This is a genomic window from Hyphococcus flavus (assembly GCF_028748065.1).
GTDB classification, from domain to species: domain Bacteria; phylum Pseudomonadota; class Alphaproteobacteria; order Caulobacterales; family Parvularculaceae; genus Hyphococcus; species Hyphococcus flavus.
The window spans coordinates 2,514,707-2,533,548 of the sequence record NZ_CP118166.1; the positions used below are offsets into that span (position 1 = coordinate 2,514,707).

Genomic DNA, 18,842 nt, shown 5'->3' on the forward strand with positions numbered 1-18,842 from the left:
ATATTTATACCGCTCATGACCAACGTCACTGTCAGTAAAGGCGAAAGCCCGCTCGTTTTCGGTCAACCTCACAGCGGGCTTTTCATCCCGCCTGAGATCGAAAGCCGGCTAAATGAGGCCGGTCGTGCAAAGCTCGACACAGACTGGCATGTTGACCGGCTTTACGATGGGCTGATCGACGACGTCACAGTCGTAAAGGCGGAATTTCATCGCTACGTGATTGACGCCAATCGCGACCCTTCAGGAAAGTCCTTGTATCCCGGTCAAAATACGACCGGTCTGACGCCGCTGGTGACGTTTGATGACGAGCCGATCTGGGCTGACGCGCCGACGGCCGAAGAAATAGAGGCGCGCCGAAAAACCTATCATGCTGCGTATCACAACGCGCTAAGTGATGAGATAGAGCGTATAAAAAGCTTACACGGGTTTGCAATTTTATACGATTGCCATTCCATCCGTTCGCATTTGCCGTTTCTGTTTGAAGGGCGGCTGCCTGATCTCAATATTGGCGATAACAACGGCGCGACATGCGCGGCGGAAATTACGAATGCCGTGGAATCTGTTTGTCGGGCGCAAGATCAATACTCGTATGTGGTCAACGGCCGGTTTCGTGGCGGCTGGACAACGCGCCACTACGGCAAGCCGGATAAAAACGTGCACGCCATCCAGATGGAAATCGCGCAACACTGTTATCTAGAATCAGAAACGCCGCCGTTCGCTTATAGCAATGACAAGGCGGCGGCTTTGCGAATTGTCCTGAAGAACATACTAGAAGCTGCAATAGACGCGGCAAAACGGCTTTATTGATAGAGCAGGCCTGGCAGCCAGGTAGCGAGGCCCGGATACATCGCCAGAACGGCAAGCGCCAGCAATTGAATGAAGATATACGGTATCGCGCCGCGATAGATCTGCGATGTTTTTACTTCGGGCGGGGCGACGCCGCGCAAATAGAACAGCGCAAAGCCGAAAGGCGGCGTCAGAAATGATGTCTGCAGATTGATCGCCATCATCACGCCCAGCCAGATGGGATCAAGCCCCATAGCCAGCAGCGGCGGACCGACAAGCGGCACGACAACAAGCGTGATTTCGATAAAGTCGAGGAAGAAGCCGAGAATGAACATTACGATCATCACGGTGATGACTGCGCCGATGACGCCGCCGGGCGTCGCTTCAAGCGCGGCGTGAACGGTTTCGTCGCCGCCAAGCCCGCGGAATACGAGAGAAAACAACGCGGCGCCAATAAGGATCGTGAACACCATCGTGGTGACGCGCGCCGTCTGATCCATGATAGGCGCCAGCGTTTTTTCACGGCGCAGTTGTATGAGGCTGGCGACGATGCCCCACGGCGTGATTGCAAACAAAATAAAGGCGAGGGCAATGCCTATGCTCTGTATGGCAGGAATGTTTTCGCGGCCAAGACGCAGATCGAGAAACCCGGTAAGCAATACGAGGCCCATGATGGCGCCGGCCGAGGCAATAATCGCAGGGCGTCCTGCGAGTAATGACCCTTTTGGCGCGAGACGCGCGCCGGCGATCAGCAATGCCCCGATAGCCCCGACGCTAGCGGCTTCGGTAGGTGTCGCTGCGCCGGCGAGGATTGACCCTAGTACCGCGACGATCAGCAGTAAGGGCGGCGGCAGAACCTTTAGCGCATCGGTCCAGACTTCTTTGATGTTGCCCCGTTCCGCTGCAGGAATCGCCGGCGCCTTGTTTGGCTGCGTCACCGCGACGAAAACCTGCCAGAGCAGATACATGCCGACGAGCATCAGGCCCGGAATGAGCGCGCCAGCGAAGAGATCGCCAACCGAAACAGTTTCAGGTGCGAATACGCCCTGTTCGAGTTGTGCTTTCTGGTAGGCGTTGGAAATGACGTCGCCAAGAAGAATAAGCACAATCGATGGCGGAATAATCTGGCCAAGCGTGCCGGCGGCGGCGATGGAGCCGGAGGAAAACGCCGGATCATAGCCGCGCCGCAACATCGTCGGCAGGCTGAGCAACCCCATCGTCACGACCGTTGCGCCGACAATGCCGGTGGACGCGGCGAGCAAGGCGCCGACAACAGTAACAGAGAGCCCAAGTCCGCCGCGCAAGGAACCGAACAGCTTTGCCATCGATTCCAAGAGCTCTTCAGCGATCTTTGACTTTTCCAGTATCACGCCCATTAAAATGAACATCGGTACGGCGATGAGCGTTGTGTTCACAACCGCGCCAAAAACCCGCTGCGGGAAGGGGCGCAGGAAAGAAATATCGAATACGCCGAATGTCAGGCCAATCACCGCAAAGATCAGAGCTGTGCCAGCAAGGCTGAAGGCAACCGGGTACCCAGCCATCAGCAGCGCGCAAAGAACGACGACCATGGCGATATCGAGCCAGCCGGCGAACCAGCAGCCGCAGATCGCAATATCGCCAATCGCAAAATCCATCAGCCACGCCCTTTGAGAACTGACCCGGCGCGGGCGGCGATGTTAAAACCAGCCATGGCGAGCAGGACAGCGAAGGCGGGAATAAACGATTTCATGATAAAGACGGCTTGAATGCCCGAGGATTCATTTGAGCCTTCACCCACAGCCCAGCTATTCGCCACATAGGGCGACGCTGTCCATAACAGCAGCAAACAAACAGGAAAGAGCAGAAAGTAAGAGCCGAGAAAATCGATCAGCGCTCGCCGTTTTTCACTGGCCCCGCGGTAAAAAATATCAACGCGCACGTGATCGTTTGTCAGCAGCGCATAGCCTGCGGCGAGCAGGAATACGCCGCCATGCATGTAAGTGATCGATTCCTGCATAAAGATGTAGTTGATGCCGAAAACGTAACGCAGCACGACAACGGCGAACTGGACCAGCGCCATCAGCAACAGGAACCACATGACGACCAGGCTTGTACGGCGCGTGACAAAGGAAAAAACGGACGCGCAAAGCGTCGCAAACCGCGCAGCCCCGCCACACAGGATTGCAATAGCGACAGATAAAAGCGACATGCCGGCGAATTTCAGGAGTAACAGAGGTTGAGGCGTTACCGAGATGACGGGCACAAGCCAGGCGAACAAGACGCCCGTTGTGGCGGCGGCGGCAATCAAGGCAAGCCAGGTGACTGTCGTATTCCGCTCAGGTTTTAACGCAAGCGCCAACGGCAAAAGCATGAGCGGAAACACAACGCCCGCCGCCAACCAGTTTAATATGTCGCCTGTCAGCTCGAGCATGATTAAAGCGAAAAGATCTCGCGGCGGATTTTCATGTAGGGCTCGTCGGAGATGCCGCTCCACACTTGCGAACGCGCCATCGAGGCCTTGAAACTCTCAAATATGCGGCCAGTGATGTCGTCTGTCTGTGCTGTTTCTTCGAGCACGTTTTTCGACTCGCGCGCCAGCGCCGCCATCACATCGTCCGGCATCTGACGCAGCTCGACGCCATGATCGTTAATCAGTTGATCGAGTGCGGTGGCGTTATGATGAATATATTCTGCGATGGACAGGTGGTTAGCGCGATGGCAGGCGCCCTCGATGATGGATTTTTCCTGCAGCGTCAGCCCGTTCCATAAATCGAGATTGACCCCGACGCCGAGCTGCGCGCCAGGCTCGTGAAAACCGGGCCAGTAATAATACTTCGCTTCGCGGTAAAAACCGAACGCGAGGTCGTTCCACGGACCCACCCATTCGGTGCCGTCGATCGCGCCTGATTGCAGCGCCTGGTAAATTTCACCGCCCGAGAGTGCAACAGCGGAAGCGCCGATCCGGCGCAGAACTTCACCGCCAAGCCCCGGCATGCGAACCTTCAGTCCGCGCATGTCTTCGAGCGAATTGATCTCGCGTTTGAACCAGCCACCCATCTGGTGCCCGGTATTGCCGGCGGCGAACGGTTTAATGTTAAATCGGGCGGAGAGTTCATCCCAAAGTTCTTGCCCGCCGCCGAATTCTGTCCACGCCATGATTTCGTTGGCTGTCATGCCAAAGGGCACGGCCGTGAAAAATGCGAAAGCCGGCGATTTGCCTACCCAATAATATTCAGCGCCATGATAAATGTCTGCCGCGCCGTTCGAGACAGCGTCAAAACTTTCGAAGGCGCCGACCAGTTCGCCGGCCGCAAAAACGCGCACGCGCAGCGCACCGCCAGACATTTCCGTGATGAATTGCGCCGTGCGCTCCGCCATGGTGCCAAGGCCGGGAAAATCCTGCGGCCAAGTCGTCACCATTTTTAACTCGCGGGATTCAATCGAACCCGGAACCGCCGCGCCGCCAACGGGCGCGCCGCACTCGCATCCGGCAGCCAATCCCGCCGCTCCGATTGCTCCTCCCTTGAGCAGTTGTCTTCTTTTTATCATTGGCCCCCGTAGCGGTTAGTCATCTTTGTCTTTTTGTTCGAGAACGATAATTTCAACGTCGCTTTCGCCTGTCTTTGATTGTTCGCGCTGTCGGGCCGCGCGCCATCGCTCATAAGCGGCCTCTTTTTCTGTGCGCGTGCGGGCATCGCTGATCGCCCGATCTATGGCGACGGAAGATCCGTCTCCACTGGCTCCAGAAGAATAACACCGGCTTTCATTATCGTAGCAGCGATCGATGCAGGCAGCGCGTGCAGACCCGTTTTCAATGCCGGTGCAGGTATTCTGGCATTGATTGTGCTCGCCGAGGCAACGGTCCTCAGCATAGCTGAAAGGGGCGGAAGAACATGCTGCAAGCATGAGTGACGCGGCGGCGGGTAACAGATACTTCAAGACGGATACTCCCAATTGAACGACAATTCCCCGCTCGCGAGGCTGCGAGGCTACTATGAGCCGCGTCCAATCGCAAAGCATCTTGATGAAATGTGGGAACTAGCGCTGGGTTTCCAGCTCAGCCATACGGGTCCAGCCCCGTTGGCCGAGCATTTCAAGCGGCTGGAACTGTTTTTTGTAATCCATCTTGCCGGAGCCGTTCACCCAGTAACCAAGATAAACGTAAGGCAGGTTCAACTCGCGCGCGAAAGACACGTGATCGAGGATCATGTAACGGCCCAGCCCGCGCGCCGCCTCTTCCGGTTCGAAAAAGCTGTAGACCATGGAGAGACCGTCCGTCAGCCGGTCCGTGAGGGCGGCGGCGATGAGTTTTTCCTCGCCGGTATCACGATCACGCAGCCGGTATTCGATGATGATCGTATCGACGCTCGTTTCCTCAACCATGGAAGCGTAATCGAGCACAGTCATATCGGCCATGCCGCCGTCACCATGGCGCGTGTCGAGATAGGCGCGCAGCATCGAGAACTGCTCGCCAGTGGCGCGAGGGCCGCTGATGCGTCGAATGATGTCGGCGTTTTTAGAAATGGTGCGCCGGCGCGAGCGCGTCAGCTCGAACTCTTCAGCGATAATGCGAACCGGCACGCATGCATTGCATGCCTCGCAGGCGGGCAGATAAATCAGATTTTGAGACCGGCGGAAACCACGCCTCGTCAGGATGGAATTTGTAGACGGCGCCGCGTCGCCGGAAAGATAGGAGAAGATTTTTCGCTCGCGCCGGCCCTTTAAATAAGGGCAAGGGGCCGGCGCGGTGATAAAAAATTCACCCCCGTCCAGACCGAACCGCCGTGCAAAATCTTCGTTACTCATGATACCCGTTCTAGCGGAAAAACCTTAGCGGTCGATTAGCGTTTCCGCAATGAATCAAGGTTCATGGGGCGTGTCAATTAAGGCCGTAATAATATGGCGCAGCAAATGAGTAGACGATCCAGAGCAGGATGATCAGCGGCCCGCCGACGACGATAAAATCTCTAAATTTGTAATGACCTGGCGTCATGACGAGTAAGTTGGTCTGATAGGCGATCGGCGTGGCGAAAGAGCAGTTCGATCCGAAAATGACGGTTAACACCAAAACGTGCTCATCCATGCCGACCTGTTTTGCGGCGGCGACGGCGATTGGCGTGAACAGCACCGCGGTGGCGTTATTTGACAGCACGTTGGTCATCGCCGCGCACATAATGAAGAAAGCGGAGATCAGCACCGTCGGTCCAAGCTGGCCTGCCGTAGACGCAAGGGCCTCGCCAAGGAACGCGGCGCCACCGGTGCGCTCCAGCGCAACGCCCATGGCGAGCGATGCGCCGATGAGAAGATAAATGCGCCGGTCAACAGCGCGCGCCGCCTGCCTCACATTGAGACAGCCGGTCGCGACCATCAATGTCGCGCCGACAATCGCTGAAACTGCAATAGGGACAAGGCCGGATGCCGTAAATCCGATCACGCCGGCGAAAATGAGGGCGGCGATACGGGCGTTTCGCGGGTCGGGCAGATTCTGCATGGAGTACTCGAGCAGCAATATGTCCCGGTCAGCGCGCAGCGCGCGGATATCTTTCATGTCGCCAAGGATAAGGAGCACGTCGCCGGCCTCAAGACGAATGGTGTTCATCTGTGTTCGGATCATGCGGCTGCGCCGTTCAATGCCCAAGATGACGCAATTGGTCTGGGCATGGAAGCCGATTTGCGCAACGGAGCGACCGATCAATCGCGAGCCCGGCGCCACAATCGCTTCAACCAGCGTTAGCTGTGTCGAGCGTTGAACCGAGCCGTCTTCTTCGTCGGCGATTGACGTTTCGGCCATCAGCCCTTCAAGCATGTCGGGGTTCGATTTCAGGAGGGAGGCGAGAGATGACCGCGTCGCCGCCACGACAACCACATCACCGGAGCGAAAGGCAAAATCCTCAAACGGCGGCAGGATGGCTCTTTCCCGGCGCTGAACCATGCGCACCGTGATGTCGGGAAGGTCCACGAACAGGCCGGCGACGGGGCCCTTGCCGATCAGCGGGTGGCCGCGATTGATCTCGATCTGGGCGATAAAATGCTTGCCTTCGCGATCGGTCGTTCCCGGCTGATTGGGGTCGCTCCGCTTTGGCAGCAACCATCTGCCGGCGGTTAACATGTAAAGGATGCCGGCGCCTGCGAGGATCAGTCCCATGGGCGTCAGTTCGAAAAACCCGATCTCCCCGCCCGTTGTGGCGCGGTATGATTGCGCGGCCAGAAGGTTGGTTGAAGAACCGATCAGGGTTGTCATGCCGCCAAGAATTGAAAGATAGGACAACGGCATCATGAAGCGCGAGACGCGAATTTTACTCTGTTGCGCGATCGCCGCCATGATTGGAATGAACATCACCACAACCGGCGTGTTGTTCAAAAACGCGCTAACGACCATGATAAACAAAAAGACGAAACCGGTAACGATCAACGGCCGCTTGTCGAAGGCGCGCAATAGATACTCTGTCGGGTGTTCAAGCGCGCCAGCCTGAAACATGCCCTGACCGATGATGAGCAGCCCAAGGATCGCGAATAGCGCAGGGCTGGCGAAACCTGACAGCAGCGTGTCTGTAGAAAGCAGGTTCTCGCCGCTTGAGGTTTCAACGGGTGCAATCAGGAACAACAGGAGCAGTGCAACGACAGCGCCCGCCGAAACAAGTTCGAGCGGAAACCGGTCAATTGTGTAGAACCCGATGGTCACCAGAATGACGCCGAGGGTCGCCCACATTTGCCAGGGAGCTGATGCTATCGTTTCCATCATGTCAGATTGTCTTGCGCCGGCGCTGTTGTGAACCTACTGCGGCGGCTAAGGCCGCCAAATGCTTTGTATTTTCGCGGTTTAGTGCTAACGCCACAAGCCTTAATTGAGTTTATCCATTAACTGTAGGGGCCAAACCCGCAAGAATGTTGAAGAATGACGGATAAATACCGGCCCTTAAAGGACGCGCTTGGCCGTTTCGCAACCGGAATTGCTGTTGCCGCCTGCCGTAACGGTGATGGCGAGATTAAAGCGCTCACTATTAACTCCTTTACCTCCGTGTCCCTCGATCCGCCGCTGGTCTTGTGGTGCCTTGAGAACCGGGCCTCGAGCTACTCTTCTTTTATGTCTGCCGACGCCTACAGCGTGAACGTTTTGCGGGCCGATCAGCGGCAGGTTTCCGACCATTTCGCCGGCTTCTTGCCGGACCCGATCGGCGAGGAAGGTTTTGAGGCGTGGAAAACAGGCGCGCCCGTACTGAAAGAACATCTCGCTGCATTTGACTGTAAAATTGTGGCGCGCCATGACGCAGGCGATCATGTGGTTCTAGTCGGCGCGGTCGAGCAGTTTAGCTGCAATGAGGGCAAACCGCTGATATACTATGCCAGCAACTACTATCAGGGTACGGATTAGATATGCAGTCAGTCGCATTTCTTGGGCTTGGCGTGATGGGCTACCCCATGGCCGGGCATTTGTCCGCCAAAGGATACGAGGTCGTTGTTTATAACCGCACCCTCGAAAAGGCGGAACGCTGGGCGGGTGAACATAAAGGCGTTGCCGCCAATAGCCCTGCCGAGGCGGTAAGGAACGCTGATATTATTTTTGCTTGCCTTGGCGATGACCCCGATGTGGAAGCGGTTGTAGAAAAAGCGGCCGAAGGCCTGAAGAAAGGGGCGGTCTTCGTCGACCACACGACGGCGTCGCCATCGCTTGCGCGACGGCTTCACAAGGAACTTTCCGAAACCGGCGTTGGTTTCGTCGATGCGCCGGTTTCCGGCGGGCAGGCCGGCGCCGAAAACGGCAAGCTTTCGGTAATGTGCGGCGGCGACACAGCGGATGTTGAGGCGGCGCGCGCAGCGATGGAAAGCTTCGCCGCACGCATTGTGCACATCGGCCCGTCAGGACACGGCCAGCTTTGCAAGGCTGTTAATCAGATCTGTATTGCTGGCGTCTTGCAAGGACTGTCAGAGGGCGTTCACTTCGCTGCGAGATCGGGGCTTGATGTGGATCAGGTTCTAAAGGCGATTTCAGGCGGCGCCGCGCAAAGCTGGCAGATGGAAAATCGCGCCAAAACCATGGCGGCCGACGAGTTTGATTTTGGCTTCGCCGTTGACTGGATGCGCAAGGATTTACGCATCGCGCTGACGGAGGCGCGAGACAACGGCGCGCGTTTGCCGCTGACGGCGCTTGTCGACCAGTTTTATGCTGACGTGCAGGCCATGGGCGGCGGGCGCTGGGATACATCCAGCTTGATTCGCCGGCTGACGGGCGTGGACTAGCGTTAATGCGACAATCGTGATCGCTAAAGGTAAGAATAGGTTGCCTGATTCACAGAATCGAAAGCATGGCGCTGTTACTTGCGCGGCGGCGCGGCGCACCGGATAGTCGCTCGTCAGGTTCAGTAGCAAAAATTGCAGGGGGTTTCGTCCGTGTCGCGAACCACGCTTTTTCATACGTCTCTTACATCCGCAGTAGTCGCATTTTCTTCCACGCCGGTGTTCGCATCCGGTTTCGCCCTGAACACTCAAAGCGCTGAGGCGCTGGGGGCGGCGACCGCCGGCGCGCCGGCGACGCAGGCGACACCGTCAAATGCTTACTTCAATCCCGCGTCCATCGTCGGCGTTGAAGGTTTGGAAAGTTCGCTGTCAGTCGTTGGCGTTATCAATGACACGTCGTTTGAAAACGCCAATGCATCGCTTTTTGGAGCCGTGCCTGTGCAAGGCGCGACGAGCGGCGAGGCGGTGATTGGCGATGCGGCGTTCCCGACAGGGGCGACGGCTTTTAAAATCAGCGAGCATCTTTTTGCAGGCATCGCCGCCTATGCGCCGTTTGGATTTAATACGGAATACGATGCCGCATCGGTTGTTCGCTATCACGGTACATTTTCACAAGTTGTTTCAGGCTCATTGACGCCGATCGTAGGCATTGCCTTGAACGACGGCTGGTCGCTCGCGGCGGGACCCAGGTTTCAGTATATCGATGTGGACATCGACGGCGCCATCGATGCGGCCGGCGTCGAGGCTGCATTGCTGATGACGGCCTCAGTCCCCGGCACGGATGATGTTTTCTTCGACTTCAGCGCCAATGACTGGGGCGTGGGATACACTGTCGGACTGCAAGGCGATCTCACCAACAATATTCATGTCGGCGCCAGTTTTATTTCCAAGGTCGAACATGACCTTGAGGGACAAGCTGACTTTGATCTTGGAACGTCCGCAGCGGGCCAGAATCTGGAAATGACGTTGGGGCTTTTTCAGGACACGAGCCTTTCGAGCAACCTGACGACGCCGGCGATTGTACAGTTCGGACTGATTGCTGACGTAAATCCCTCAACCCGTTTGATGGCCTCAGCGACGCAAACGCGCTGGGCGAGTTTCGATCAGCTTGTAACGGCGTTTGAAAACCCCGCCCAGCCGCCGGAAGTCACAACGCAAAACTGGGACAATGTCTGGGCCGGCGCCCTTGGCGTCGAATACGACATTTCTCAGTCGGACACTATTCGCGCTGGCGTTATGTACGAGGATGATCCGGTCAACCCGGCGTTTTCGACCGCGCGCGTGCCGGGCGCCAAGCGCGTCTGGTTCGGGGCCGGGTATTCCCGCGACTTGTCCGATAATGCAGAGCTGCATCTCGCCGCTTCGTATGTCTACAACGACACTGGCCCCGTAGATCAGTCGGTGACTCTACCGGAAAATCAGTTTCGCGGCTCCTTACAGGCGGATGTAAACATTACCGGCCTGTTGTTCGCTGTTGGTCTCGACTGGAAATTCTGACATCGCCACGATGTGGTTTAGGGTAGCTGCGCTCGGGAGTTGTCGCCCGAGCGCTGCTGTGCGATTCAAATACCGTGAATTAATTGGAGCCCTGCCATGCCTGCTGTTCAGACCGCCACGCCGGAATGGAAAACCGACGATCTCGAACTCTTTGAAGATGAGGTCTACAAGTTTTTTACCCGCGAGATGACGCCGCATGTGGAGAAGTGGCGCGACCAGGGGTGCGTTGATCGCTGGGCCTGGAACAAGGCGGGCGAGGCGGGGCTGTTGTGTATGTCCATGCCAGAAGAATATGGCGGCGCCGGCGGCACGTTTGCGCACGAACAGGTTTTCATGGAGCAGCAGGTGCGCGCGGGCGTCGAAGGATTCGGCGCCGGCCTCCATAACTGCATCGTCGCGCCATACATTCTTCATTACGGCACTGAAGAACAAAAGAAACGCTGGCTGCCGCGCATGGCGTCGGGCGAACTTGTGGGCGCCATCGCCATGACGGAACCGGGCACCGGTTCTGATTTGCAGTCCGTTAGAACGACAGCGCTCAAAGATGGCAATCAATATGTTGTGAACGGACAAAAGACGTTCATCACAAACGGTCAGACGGCGAATATCATCATCGTCGTCGCAAAAACCAATCCGAATGAGAAAGCCGGCGGCGTTTCATTAATGGTTGTCGAAACTGACGAGGCTGACGGGTTTGAGCGCGGGCGAAACTTGAAAAAACTCGGCAACAAGGCGCAGGATACCTCAGAATTGTTTTTCAATGACGTCAAAATTCCGACGGAGAATTTGCTCGGAACGGAAGAAGGGCAGGGCTTCTTTCAGTTGATGGAACAGTTGCCGCAGGAGCGTCATCAAATTGCGGTCCTCGCTATGGCCGCTATCGAGCGCGCGCTTGAACTGACAATTGAATACACCAAGGAACGCGAAGCTTTCGGCCGGCCGATCCTTAAATTCCAGAATACGCAGTTCAAACTCGCTGAATACAAAGCCAAGGCGACCATGGCGCGCGTCTTTGTCGATTACTGCACACAGCAATTAATCGAAGGCAAGTTGGATGCGACAACTGCATCCATGTCGAAAATGCTGCTGACCGATCTTGAAAATGAAACCATCGATGAATGTCTGCAGCTATTCGGCGGCTATGGTTATATGGACGAATACCCGATCAGCCGCATGTATGCAGACGCGCGTGTGCAAAAGATCTATGGCGGCACCAACGAGATCATGAAGCTTCTGATCGCGCGCTCGCTTTGATCTGAGATGAAACTTCGCACAGCCGTCGCTGAAGACATTCCCTTGCTCAAAGCCTGGGATGAAAATTCGCATGTGCGCGATGCGTCCGGCGAAGACAGCGATTACGACTGGGACGAAGAAATTCCCCGCATTGCCGAGTGGGGAGAGTTGCTTATGGCTGAAGATGACGGCCGGGCGATTGGCTTCATGGAAATTATCGACCCTGCGCTTGAACCGACCGGATACTGGGGCGATGTGGGAGAAGGCTTGCGCGCCGTCGACATCTGGATCGGTGAAGAAAAGCATTTAGGCCAAGGTTTTGGAACGCAGATGATGCGTCTGGCGCTGGAGCGCTGTTTCGCCGATCCCAATGTCAAAGCAGTGATCATCGATCCGCTGGAGCGTAATACGCGCGCTCGCCGATTCTACGAAAGGCTCGGGTTCAAGTTTGTTGAATACCGCACATTTGAGAAAGAACTCTGCGCCATCTATCGATTGGAACGCGCAGACTATCTGAGTCTTGCCGAAGCCGGATGAATCGGCGCTATCCTGACGCATGGATACGGCTCAGGTTTTTGGCGCACTCAATATTATCGGTCTTTTCGTCTTTGCGGTTTCGGGCGCGTTGACGGCGCTGCGCAATGATATGGATATTTTTGGCGTCGCCATGATCGCTTTTGTCACTGGCGTCGGCGGCGGCACCATACGTGACGTGTTGCTCGGCTCTTTTCCGGTTTGGTGGATCGCGGCGCCGTCGGCGGTGTTCATCTGCCTTGCCGGCGCCGTCGCCGCAACGCTGGCGCAGCCGCTGATCGCATCGCGGTTGAAAACATTGATCTGGGCCGACGCCATGGGACTAAGCGTATTCGCCGTCCTCGGTGCGCAGGCGGCGCTCGCAGCTGAGGCGCCAGCCGTTATCGCTATTTTCATGGGTGCAGTGACAGCGACATTTGGCGGCGTCGTCCGTGATGTCTTGCTGAACGAGCCGCCGTTGATCCTGAAGCAAGATATTTACGCGACCGCTGCGCTGATCGGCGCCGGCGTTTATGTTGGGCTGATGGCGCTGGGGCTTGGGATCAGCCCGTCAGCAGTTGTGGCAGCGCTCGTTACCTTCGCCATCCGGGCGGTCGCGATTATTTTTAATATTCCATCACCAAAATTCGCCCGGCCTCGTAAGACGGAGCTGTAGCGTCAGCGGAAACATGTTGCCGGCATTGCTCAAGTCGACATGCCGACGCCTTTTTACGATGAAGCGAGTAGCACGAGCGGTGAACCGCCGCGCCAATGGCGTTAGCTTGCGCGAAGCACAAATTTCATCTGATGCGTGAGGGGTCACACATGCATAACCAAGTCAAGTTTGTTGCGATTGCAATTGGTGTTTTGTTTGCCGTCAGTTGCGCCCAGCAAGAAACGAATACCAATGTTGAGACGCCTTCCGAGATCCAGCCAGGTTTTGAAATGGAAACCTTGGCGACCGGTCTTGCCTTGCCATGGAGCATGGCGTTTACACCGGACGGCGAGATTCTGATCATCGAAAAGGCGGGGGGCGTTCGTGTTTACCGTGACGGCGCACTTGACCCCAATCCCGTCTCAGGCGCGCCGGAGGGCGTATATGTAAGGGCTGACAGCGGCCGTCATGATATTGCTCTTGACCCGGACTTTATAGAAAACCGCCGCGTTTTTCTTGCCTACGCAGAAGGCGATGAAGACGCGAACCGTCTGGTGGTCTGGCGCGGCGTTTATGAAAACGGCGCGTTCACCAATGGCGAAGTTATTTTCCGTGCTACGCCCGACAAGGAAGGGGCGGGCCATCCTGGCGGGCGATTGTTGTTTCTACCAGACAAAACGTTGCTGCTGAGCGTGGGCGATGGTTACGACTATCTGCACGATGCACAGGATCTGTCGTCTCATTTGGGCAAGGTCTTGAGGATCGACCGGAACGCAGACGCGCCCACAGACAATCCGTTTGTTGGCCGCGAAGATGCCTTGCCGGAAATCTGGACCTATGGTCACCGCAACATTCAGGGCCTGGCTCTTGATCGGGAGACCGGAGCGGTCTGGGCCCATGAACACGGACCGCGCGGCGGTGATGAAATCAATCTCCTGTCGGGCGGCGCCAACTATGGCTGGCCGGCGACAACGAATGGGATCGATTACAATGGTGAGATCATTTCCGGGCGCGCTCATGCCGAGGGCATAGAGTCTCCGTTAATTGTCTGGGCGCCGTCGATCGCCCCCTCCGGGCTGGCTGTTTATCGCGGCGAAACTTTCCCTGAATGGGAGGGGCGCTTTCTGATTGGCGCGCTCGCGGCGCGCGCTGTCGTTCATGCGCAGCGTGACAATGACGGGCGCAGTATCGCAGAAGTCGACCGGATATTGACCGACATGGGCGCGCGCATTCGCGACGTGCGTGTTGGGCCCGATGGCGGCGTCTATATTCTGACGGACGAGCCGGAAGGCAGATTGTTAAGACTGAGCCAGCCTTAGACTACCCCGTGCGCCGTGCCGCTTAGAGACGCCTTGCGTGAACAGGGAAAATCGCTATCTAGGGGGACCCAGACCGACAGGTCAGGCGGGTATAGCACAATGGTAGTGCAGCAGCCTTCCAAGCTGAATATGCGGGTTCGATTCCCGCTACCCGCTCCATTTTCCTCACAAATCTGAATGCCGCTGGCGGGCAATTAGCGGTTGCAATGCGCCAAGGGCGCCTGTTTATTGCGGGCCTGGTGCGCGGACGTGGCGGAACCGGTAGACGCAACAGACTTAAAATCTGTCGAGGGTAACCTCGTGGGGGTTCAAGTCCCCCCGTCCGCACCAAATTTCATTTGTGACGACGACCTTTCAGTTTTCTCTTACGGGGCCTCGGACACCTTCGGCGTACCGGAAACCTTCAGCATTAGACGCGCTACACTGATTATAGACGCCGGCTTTAAAGTAGAGGGAAACGCGCCGCCATTCCGAAGTCGAAAAACTGATGTCCGGCGATGGGCCGGGAAGGGTGCAGCGCTAAGCGTACATCCCTTATCGTATTGGCAGCCCATATGTTGACCGCCTTTCTTGAAAACGAATCTAACTTATTTTGCGGTAGATCCGCTGGTGCTCGAGATTCCAGAATTAGAGTGCCACAACACTGCAAACTCTGTATCCTACAGTCATGGACCTATTAAACGAAACGATTGTTGGTCATATTCTGGGAGCGATCGGACTCGGTCTGATCATGGCGTCCTGGCAGTTTAAGACGCGTCAGACGATACTAACATTCAATATCATCGCTTTTGTATTTTTTGCCGCACAACTTCAACTGTTAGGCGCATATGTTGGCGCGGCGATGATGGCGTTCGCTATCATCTTTACGCTTGCAGCGCTCTATTCAAAAAATATTTACTTGGCGGGCGCGCTAATTTTGACAGCCGTGGTTATCGGGATAGTTCGGTACGAAAACTGGTATGATTTTCTTCCCATTTTAGCCAATATATTCGGAATATACGCGTTCTTTTCACAAACAGAACAGAAGCTTCGTTTGCTGGCGCCGATTGGAACAATACTCTGGGGCATTCATAATATTTTCGCCGGGGCATGGAGCCAATTTATCGCCGATCTATTTATCCTCGCAAGCATGGCTTTAGGCTATTGGCGGGCGAGCGATAAGAAAATTTCCATGGTATTTCCTTACGCTAGCCTGGAAAAATTTATCTCCAAATTCAAAAAAGACGGATAATTACTTTCTGAATAAGGCGCAGCCATATGGCTGTAACATGTAACCATCCAAGCCATTGCTCAGCACGCATTCCGCATTTGGCTCAGGAACTATTTCCAGTTCTTTTTCAGAAAAATTCACATATGCCAAGTGTTCGCCGCGCTTGAAGCGCCAAATGTCATCGGAAGCTTCAATGGTTTCGAAGCTTGAAAAAATGAAGTCATGATTGTTGTTGCGAAACTCAGAGAGCTTACGGAAAAAGTTCAATATGCTTGTTGGCTCTTTGTGTTGTTCATCAACGCTATATCCTGATTCATATTTTGGCGTATGAATCCAGGGTTCGCCTTCGCTGAAGCCATTGTTGTTTTTCGTCGTTGACCATGACATTGGCGTACGGGCGCCATCGCGGCCTTTATAAAGTGGAAAATATTCCTTGCCCACCGAATCGCGAATGCTTTCCAGGGTTGGCATGTCGGTCTGCTGCAATCCCAACTCTTCCCCCTGAAAAATGATTGGCGTGCCTCGCAACGTCATCAGCATGAAAAGGATAAGCTTTGCCTGATTGCTGCGGAAGTTCGTTTGTTTCGGAAAAAGACGCGTTGTTGCTCTGGTGACGTCATGGTTGGAAAACGAAATCAATGGCCAGATGCTTCTGGCGTTTATTTGGCCATAGATGTCCGCGATTTTTTTCGGCGTAATGTCTTCCAGATCCAGCAATTCAAAGGTGTAGAAGGAATGCAGCCCTTCCTTGCCGCCGCTGTAACTGTCAATTAAGTCTGGCCGTTCAGAAAATTCACCGAACATGAATGCATCATCGTACTTGTTCGCTACGGCGCGAATTTCACGCAAGAACGCGGCGTTTTCAGGCCTGTTTGCATCATAAATATTTTGTTGCAATCGCGGCGGAAACAACCAGTGCCAATCTGTTCGTTGTTCAGGCGGAACCGGCGGGTTGTCTCTGAGGGCGCTGTCGTGAGCATAGGTATTCGCAACATCAAGCCGAAATCCCGATACGCCTTTGTCTAACCACAGTGAAAGCACGTTAAGAATTTCCGCCCTGACCTCCGGGTTATGCAGGTTTAATTTTGGCTGAGATTCAAAAAATTTATGAAAGTAATACTCTCTCGTGAGAGGATTATACTTCCATGCCGGACCGCCAAATACGGAAAGCCAGTTATTGGGAGGGGTTCCATCTTCCTTCGGCTCGGCCCAGACATACCAGTCTTTTTTTTGTCCGCCCCAGGAGCTATCGACAAACCATGGATGTTGGTTTGACGTATGGCTGAAAACTTCGTCGAGTATTATGTGAATTTTTTTTGACGCAGCCTTTTCTATCAAGCTGTCAAAGTCTTCCATTGAGCCATATTCCGGCAAGATTGAATTGAAATCCGATACATCGTATCCCCAGTCGTTGTTTGGAGAAGGGTGTACAGGCGAAATCCAGACAGCGTTTGCGCCACAGGATTGAATGTAATCTAATTTGCTTTTCAGGCCATTTAGATCGCCAACGCCGTCATCATTGGAGTCGAAATAGCTCCGAACATAAACATGATAAATTACGCTCGACATCCACCATGGATTGTTTAACATATTTACTCCATTGCGCGCAGGGGCTTGGGGATGGATAGCGGATTTTTATCGGACTTAATAGGCGCACTTGTTATAGCTGCGTTAGGTTTTCTGTCAGCAAAGTTTCTCAGGCTGATAGAGCGTTGGCGGCTAAGTCGAATTTTTGGCGGGATCGAAAATCACGATGTTCGCGTTGTGATGTCCGTGTGGGAAGTGGCCGAAGGCGCAGATGGCAATCGCCTGATGGTCAAGAACTCTCAAAGGTACGGCCGCGACGAAGTTGCCTATCTAGGTAATGCGGAAATGACTGCTCGAGCCGATGTCGCGGCTATGTCGATGGTCGTGGATACCATCTCGAAGGTCTCGGGTATTTCAGCCAACGCGGCGTTTGACAGTGATAGTTTGGATATCACAGTGATAGTTTGGATATCAATGCGCCAACTGTGTTGATTGGCTCTTCTACGGCAAATGATGCGACGAAATACTTGATGGAAACCTTAGAGGAAAACTCCGCGCTCTATAACCCGCTCACCATAGAAGTAGACAGGACACGACCGGACAGCCTTGTTTTTCGTGCGACGAAGAGTGGTAAGTCCTATAGCTCAAATGAACAATGCGAGTATGCCGTTATTGCGCGGTATCCAAATCCTTTTGGCCATTCCAACAAGGATAGTGTTGTCATGGTGGCGGGTCAGTATGCAAACGGAACTTATGTGGCTGGCGGCTATTTTTCCAAGTATTGGCGCAGAGCCTTCCGTTTTGGCAGACAGGGCGTAGTGCTTGAAATGCCAACCGGACAACACGGTCCGATCCGTGTGGTGGAATATTTACGCTGACCCTGGCGAGGTAAAATCTAGTTCACCGCTGATGCTAAAACCGCGTCTCGTTCCTTTATAAGATGGTATACCAGCAGATTCGCTATTTTCGTGTTTAGCTCGTGACCCAGATACGGAACTTCAATGAATTCGGAATTCGTGCGGTGAGCGAGATCAGCGCCACATTCAAACGGTATGAGTGGATCAGCGTTGCCGTGGATGACGGTCGTCCGCAAATTTTTTAATTGACTTAAGCTTTCGTGCCAGGAGTCTTGACGCATCAAAGCGTTGCTTTGCCGGCTGTTGGCTTCTGTTGATATGTACCTGGCGTAACAAGCTTCGGCGAACTCTTTAATTTCATTGTCGGAAACAGTCCAAACGCCTTTCGACTCGATTTTTCTTCGTATTGAAATGGCGTTTTGCACGTATGCTTCCAGGCTGGAGATGTCTGCGGGCTTGAATATGGCCGCTAACGCCTCGGGCTTGCCCAGAGGCAAATCAGGCGCGCCTGAAGTGCTCATATAAAATGTTACTGACGTAAACCGGTCTGGTTCTTTCAGGGCGGCAAGCTGAGCGATTATTCCGCCAAGCGATACGCCGAACATCATTGCTTTCGGGATTTTTGCCGCATCTAGAATAGCTATCAAATCATCAGCGATTGCGGATAAATCGTATTCTTCAACTGGATTTAAGTTTCGTGATTTGGTTTCCGCGGCGGATAATCCTGCATCCCTGTTATCAAACCTGATTACACGAAACCCTGCTTCAGATAATTGGTCATAGAATTGACGAGGCCAACTTGGAATCTGGATGCCAAGGCCCAGCACTAAAATTAGCGGCATTCCTTTTGGGTCGCCGATTTCGTCCCAATAAATGACGTGATTGGATGGGCGTTGCAGATACAATGGAAGCCAGCCTAAATAAAATGGGAGGGATAACTTTCTCTCATATTAATCCCGTTGGCGTATGATCCCGCGCTTTCACAACAGATCATACTCATGTCGCCAAAATATGCCGTATATCGCGGA

19 protein-coding genes and 2 tRNA genes are annotated in these 18,842 nt (G+C 54.6%); 13 read left to right on the plus strand and 8 right to left on the minus strand.

All coding sequences use genetic code 11. The features are described 5' to 3' along the window. Positions 1-15 precede the first annotated feature (15 nt). The gene (gene hutG / locus PUV54_RS12060; protein ID WP_274492502.1) at positions 16-807 is read left to right on the plus strand and encodes an N-formylglutamate deformylase; all 792 of its coding nucleotides are present in this window, start codon (positions 16-18) and stop codon (positions 805-807) included. Here the strand turns inward: hutG and PUV54_RS12065 are convergent. From PUV54_RS12065 to PUV54_RS12090, 6 genes are all read right to left on the minus strand, one after another. Next, on the minus strand, positions 801-2,423 hold the full coding sequence (locus PUV54_RS12065) for a TRAP transporter large permease (RefSeq protein WP_274492503.1): 1,623 nt from the start codon (positions 2,421-2,423) through the stop codon (positions 801-803). The two genes, hutG and PUV54_RS12065, sit on opposite strands and share 7 nt — an antisense overlap. Next, the gene (locus PUV54_RS12070) at positions 2,423-3,199 is read right to left on the minus strand and encodes a TRAP transporter small permease subunit (protein ID WP_274492504.1); all 777 of its coding nucleotides are present in this window, start codon (positions 3,197-3,199) and stop codon (positions 2,423-2,425) included. Before PUV54_RS12070 ends, PUV54_RS12065 begins: the two co-directional genes overlap by 1 nt. A 2-nt stretch (positions 3,200-3,201) precedes the next feature. Then, a complete protein-coding gene (locus tag PUV54_RS12075) occupies positions 3,202-4,317 on the minus strand; it encodes a TRAP transporter substrate-binding protein (protein WP_274492506.1) in 1,116 nt (371 codons plus the stop codon). Positions 4,318-4,332: 15 nt separating this feature from the next. Further along, positions 4,333-4,707 carry a hypothetical protein gene (locus tag PUV54_RS12080; protein WP_274492507.1) on the minus strand — a complete coding sequence of 125 codons (375 nt, stop codon included), beginning with the start codon at positions 4,705-4,707 and terminating at the stop codon, positions 4,333-4,335. Between the two features lie 99 nt (positions 4,708-4,806). Then, positions 4,807-5,574: an arginyltransferase gene (locus PUV54_RS12085; protein ID WP_274492508.1), complete on the minus strand. Its 768-nt coding sequence runs from the start codon at positions 5,572-5,574 to the stop codon at positions 4,807-4,809. Between the two features lie 73 nt (positions 5,575-5,647). Beyond that, on the minus strand, positions 5,648-7,510 hold the full coding sequence (locus PUV54_RS12090; RefSeq protein ID WP_274492509.1) for an SLC13 family permease: 1,863 nt from the start codon (positions 7,508-7,510) through the stop codon (positions 5,648-5,650). Positions 7,511-7,663: 153 nt separating this feature from the next. Here PUV54_RS12090 and PUV54_RS12095 point away from each other — a divergent pair, with 153 nt between their 5' ends. From PUV54_RS12095 to PUV54_RS12140, 10 genes are all read left to right on the plus strand, one after another. Then, a complete protein-coding gene (locus PUV54_RS12095; RefSeq protein WP_274492510.1) occupies positions 7,664-8,140 on the plus strand; it encodes a flavin reductase family protein in 477 nt (158 codons plus the stop codon). A gap of 2 nt (positions 8,141-8,142) precedes the next feature. Further along, positions 8,143-9,006, plus strand: coding sequence for an NAD(P)-dependent oxidoreductase (locus tag PUV54_RS12100; RefSeq protein WP_274492511.1), 864 nt, complete (start codon positions 8,143-8,145; stop codon positions 9,004-9,006). A 150-nt stretch (positions 9,007-9,156) separates the two neighbouring features. Continuing rightward, on the plus strand, positions 9,157-10,500 hold the full coding sequence (locus PUV54_RS12105) for an OmpP1/FadL family transporter (protein ID WP_274492512.1): 1,344 nt from the start codon (positions 9,157-9,159) through the stop codon (positions 10,498-10,500). 96 nt (positions 10,501-10,596) lie between these two features. Then, positions 10,597-11,754, plus strand: coding sequence for an acyl-CoA dehydrogenase family protein (locus tag PUV54_RS12110; protein WP_274492513.1), 1,158 nt, complete (start codon positions 10,597-10,599; stop codon positions 11,752-11,754). Between the two features lie 6 nt (positions 11,755-11,760). Next, on the plus strand, positions 11,761-12,270 hold the full coding sequence (locus PUV54_RS12115; protein WP_274492514.1) for a GNAT family N-acetyltransferase: 510 nt from the start codon (positions 11,761-11,763) through the stop codon (positions 12,268-12,270). A gap of 19 nt (positions 12,271-12,289) precedes the next feature. After that, positions 12,290-12,922, plus strand: a complete 633-nt coding sequence (locus tag PUV54_RS12120; protein WP_274492515.1) for a trimeric intracellular cation channel family protein — start codon at positions 12,290-12,292, stop codon at positions 12,920-12,922. A gap of 149 nt (positions 12,923-13,071) precedes the next feature. After that, entirely contained in the window at positions 13,072-14,220 is a 1,149-nt protein-coding gene (locus PUV54_RS12125; protein WP_274492516.1) for a PQQ-dependent sugar dehydrogenase, read from the plus strand. An 85-nt stretch (positions 14,221-14,305) separates the two neighbouring features. Next, a tRNA-Gly gene (locus tag PUV54_RS12130) sits at positions 14,306-14,379 on the plus strand. Between the two features lie 84 nt (positions 14,380-14,463). Further along, positions 14,464-14,550: transfer RNA gene (locus PUV54_RS12135), tRNA-Leu, on the plus strand. Positions 14,551-14,887: 337 nt separating this feature from the next. Next, the gene (locus PUV54_RS12140; protein WP_274492517.1) at positions 14,888-15,451 is read left to right on the plus strand and encodes a YgjV family protein; all 564 of its coding nucleotides are present in this window, start codon (positions 14,888-14,890) and stop codon (positions 15,449-15,451) included. Here PUV54_RS12140 and PUV54_RS12145 read toward each other — a convergent pair whose 3' ends face one another. Then, entirely contained in the window at positions 15,452-17,020 is a 1,569-nt protein-coding gene (locus tag PUV54_RS12145; RefSeq protein WP_337999177.1) for an alpha-amylase family glycosyl hydrolase, read from the minus strand. A gap of 30 nt (positions 17,021-17,050) precedes the next feature. Here PUV54_RS12145 and PUV54_RS12150 point away from each other — a divergent pair, with 30 nt between their 5' ends. Together PUV54_RS12150 and PUV54_RS12155 are read left to right on the plus strand one after the other, a co-directional pair. After that, positions 17,051-17,449 carry a hypothetical protein gene (locus PUV54_RS12150; RefSeq protein WP_274492518.1) on the plus strand — a complete coding sequence of 133 codons (399 nt, stop codon included), beginning with the start codon at positions 17,051-17,053 and terminating at the stop codon, positions 17,447-17,449. Next, positions 17,422-17,835, plus strand: coding sequence for a hypothetical protein (locus tag PUV54_RS12155; protein WP_274492519.1), 414 nt, complete (start codon positions 17,422-17,424; stop codon positions 17,833-17,835). Before PUV54_RS12150 ends, PUV54_RS12155 begins: the two co-directional genes overlap by 28 nt. A 17-nt stretch (positions 17,836-17,852) precedes the next feature. On the opposite strand, the gene PUV54_RS12160 is transcribed toward PUV54_RS12155, so the two are convergent. Further along, the gene (locus PUV54_RS12160; RefSeq protein WP_274492520.1) at positions 17,853-18,719 is read right to left on the minus strand and encodes an alpha/beta fold hydrolase; all 867 of its coding nucleotides are present in this window, start codon (positions 18,717-18,719) and stop codon (positions 17,853-17,855) included. Positions 18,720-18,842: the final 123 nt, after the last annotated feature.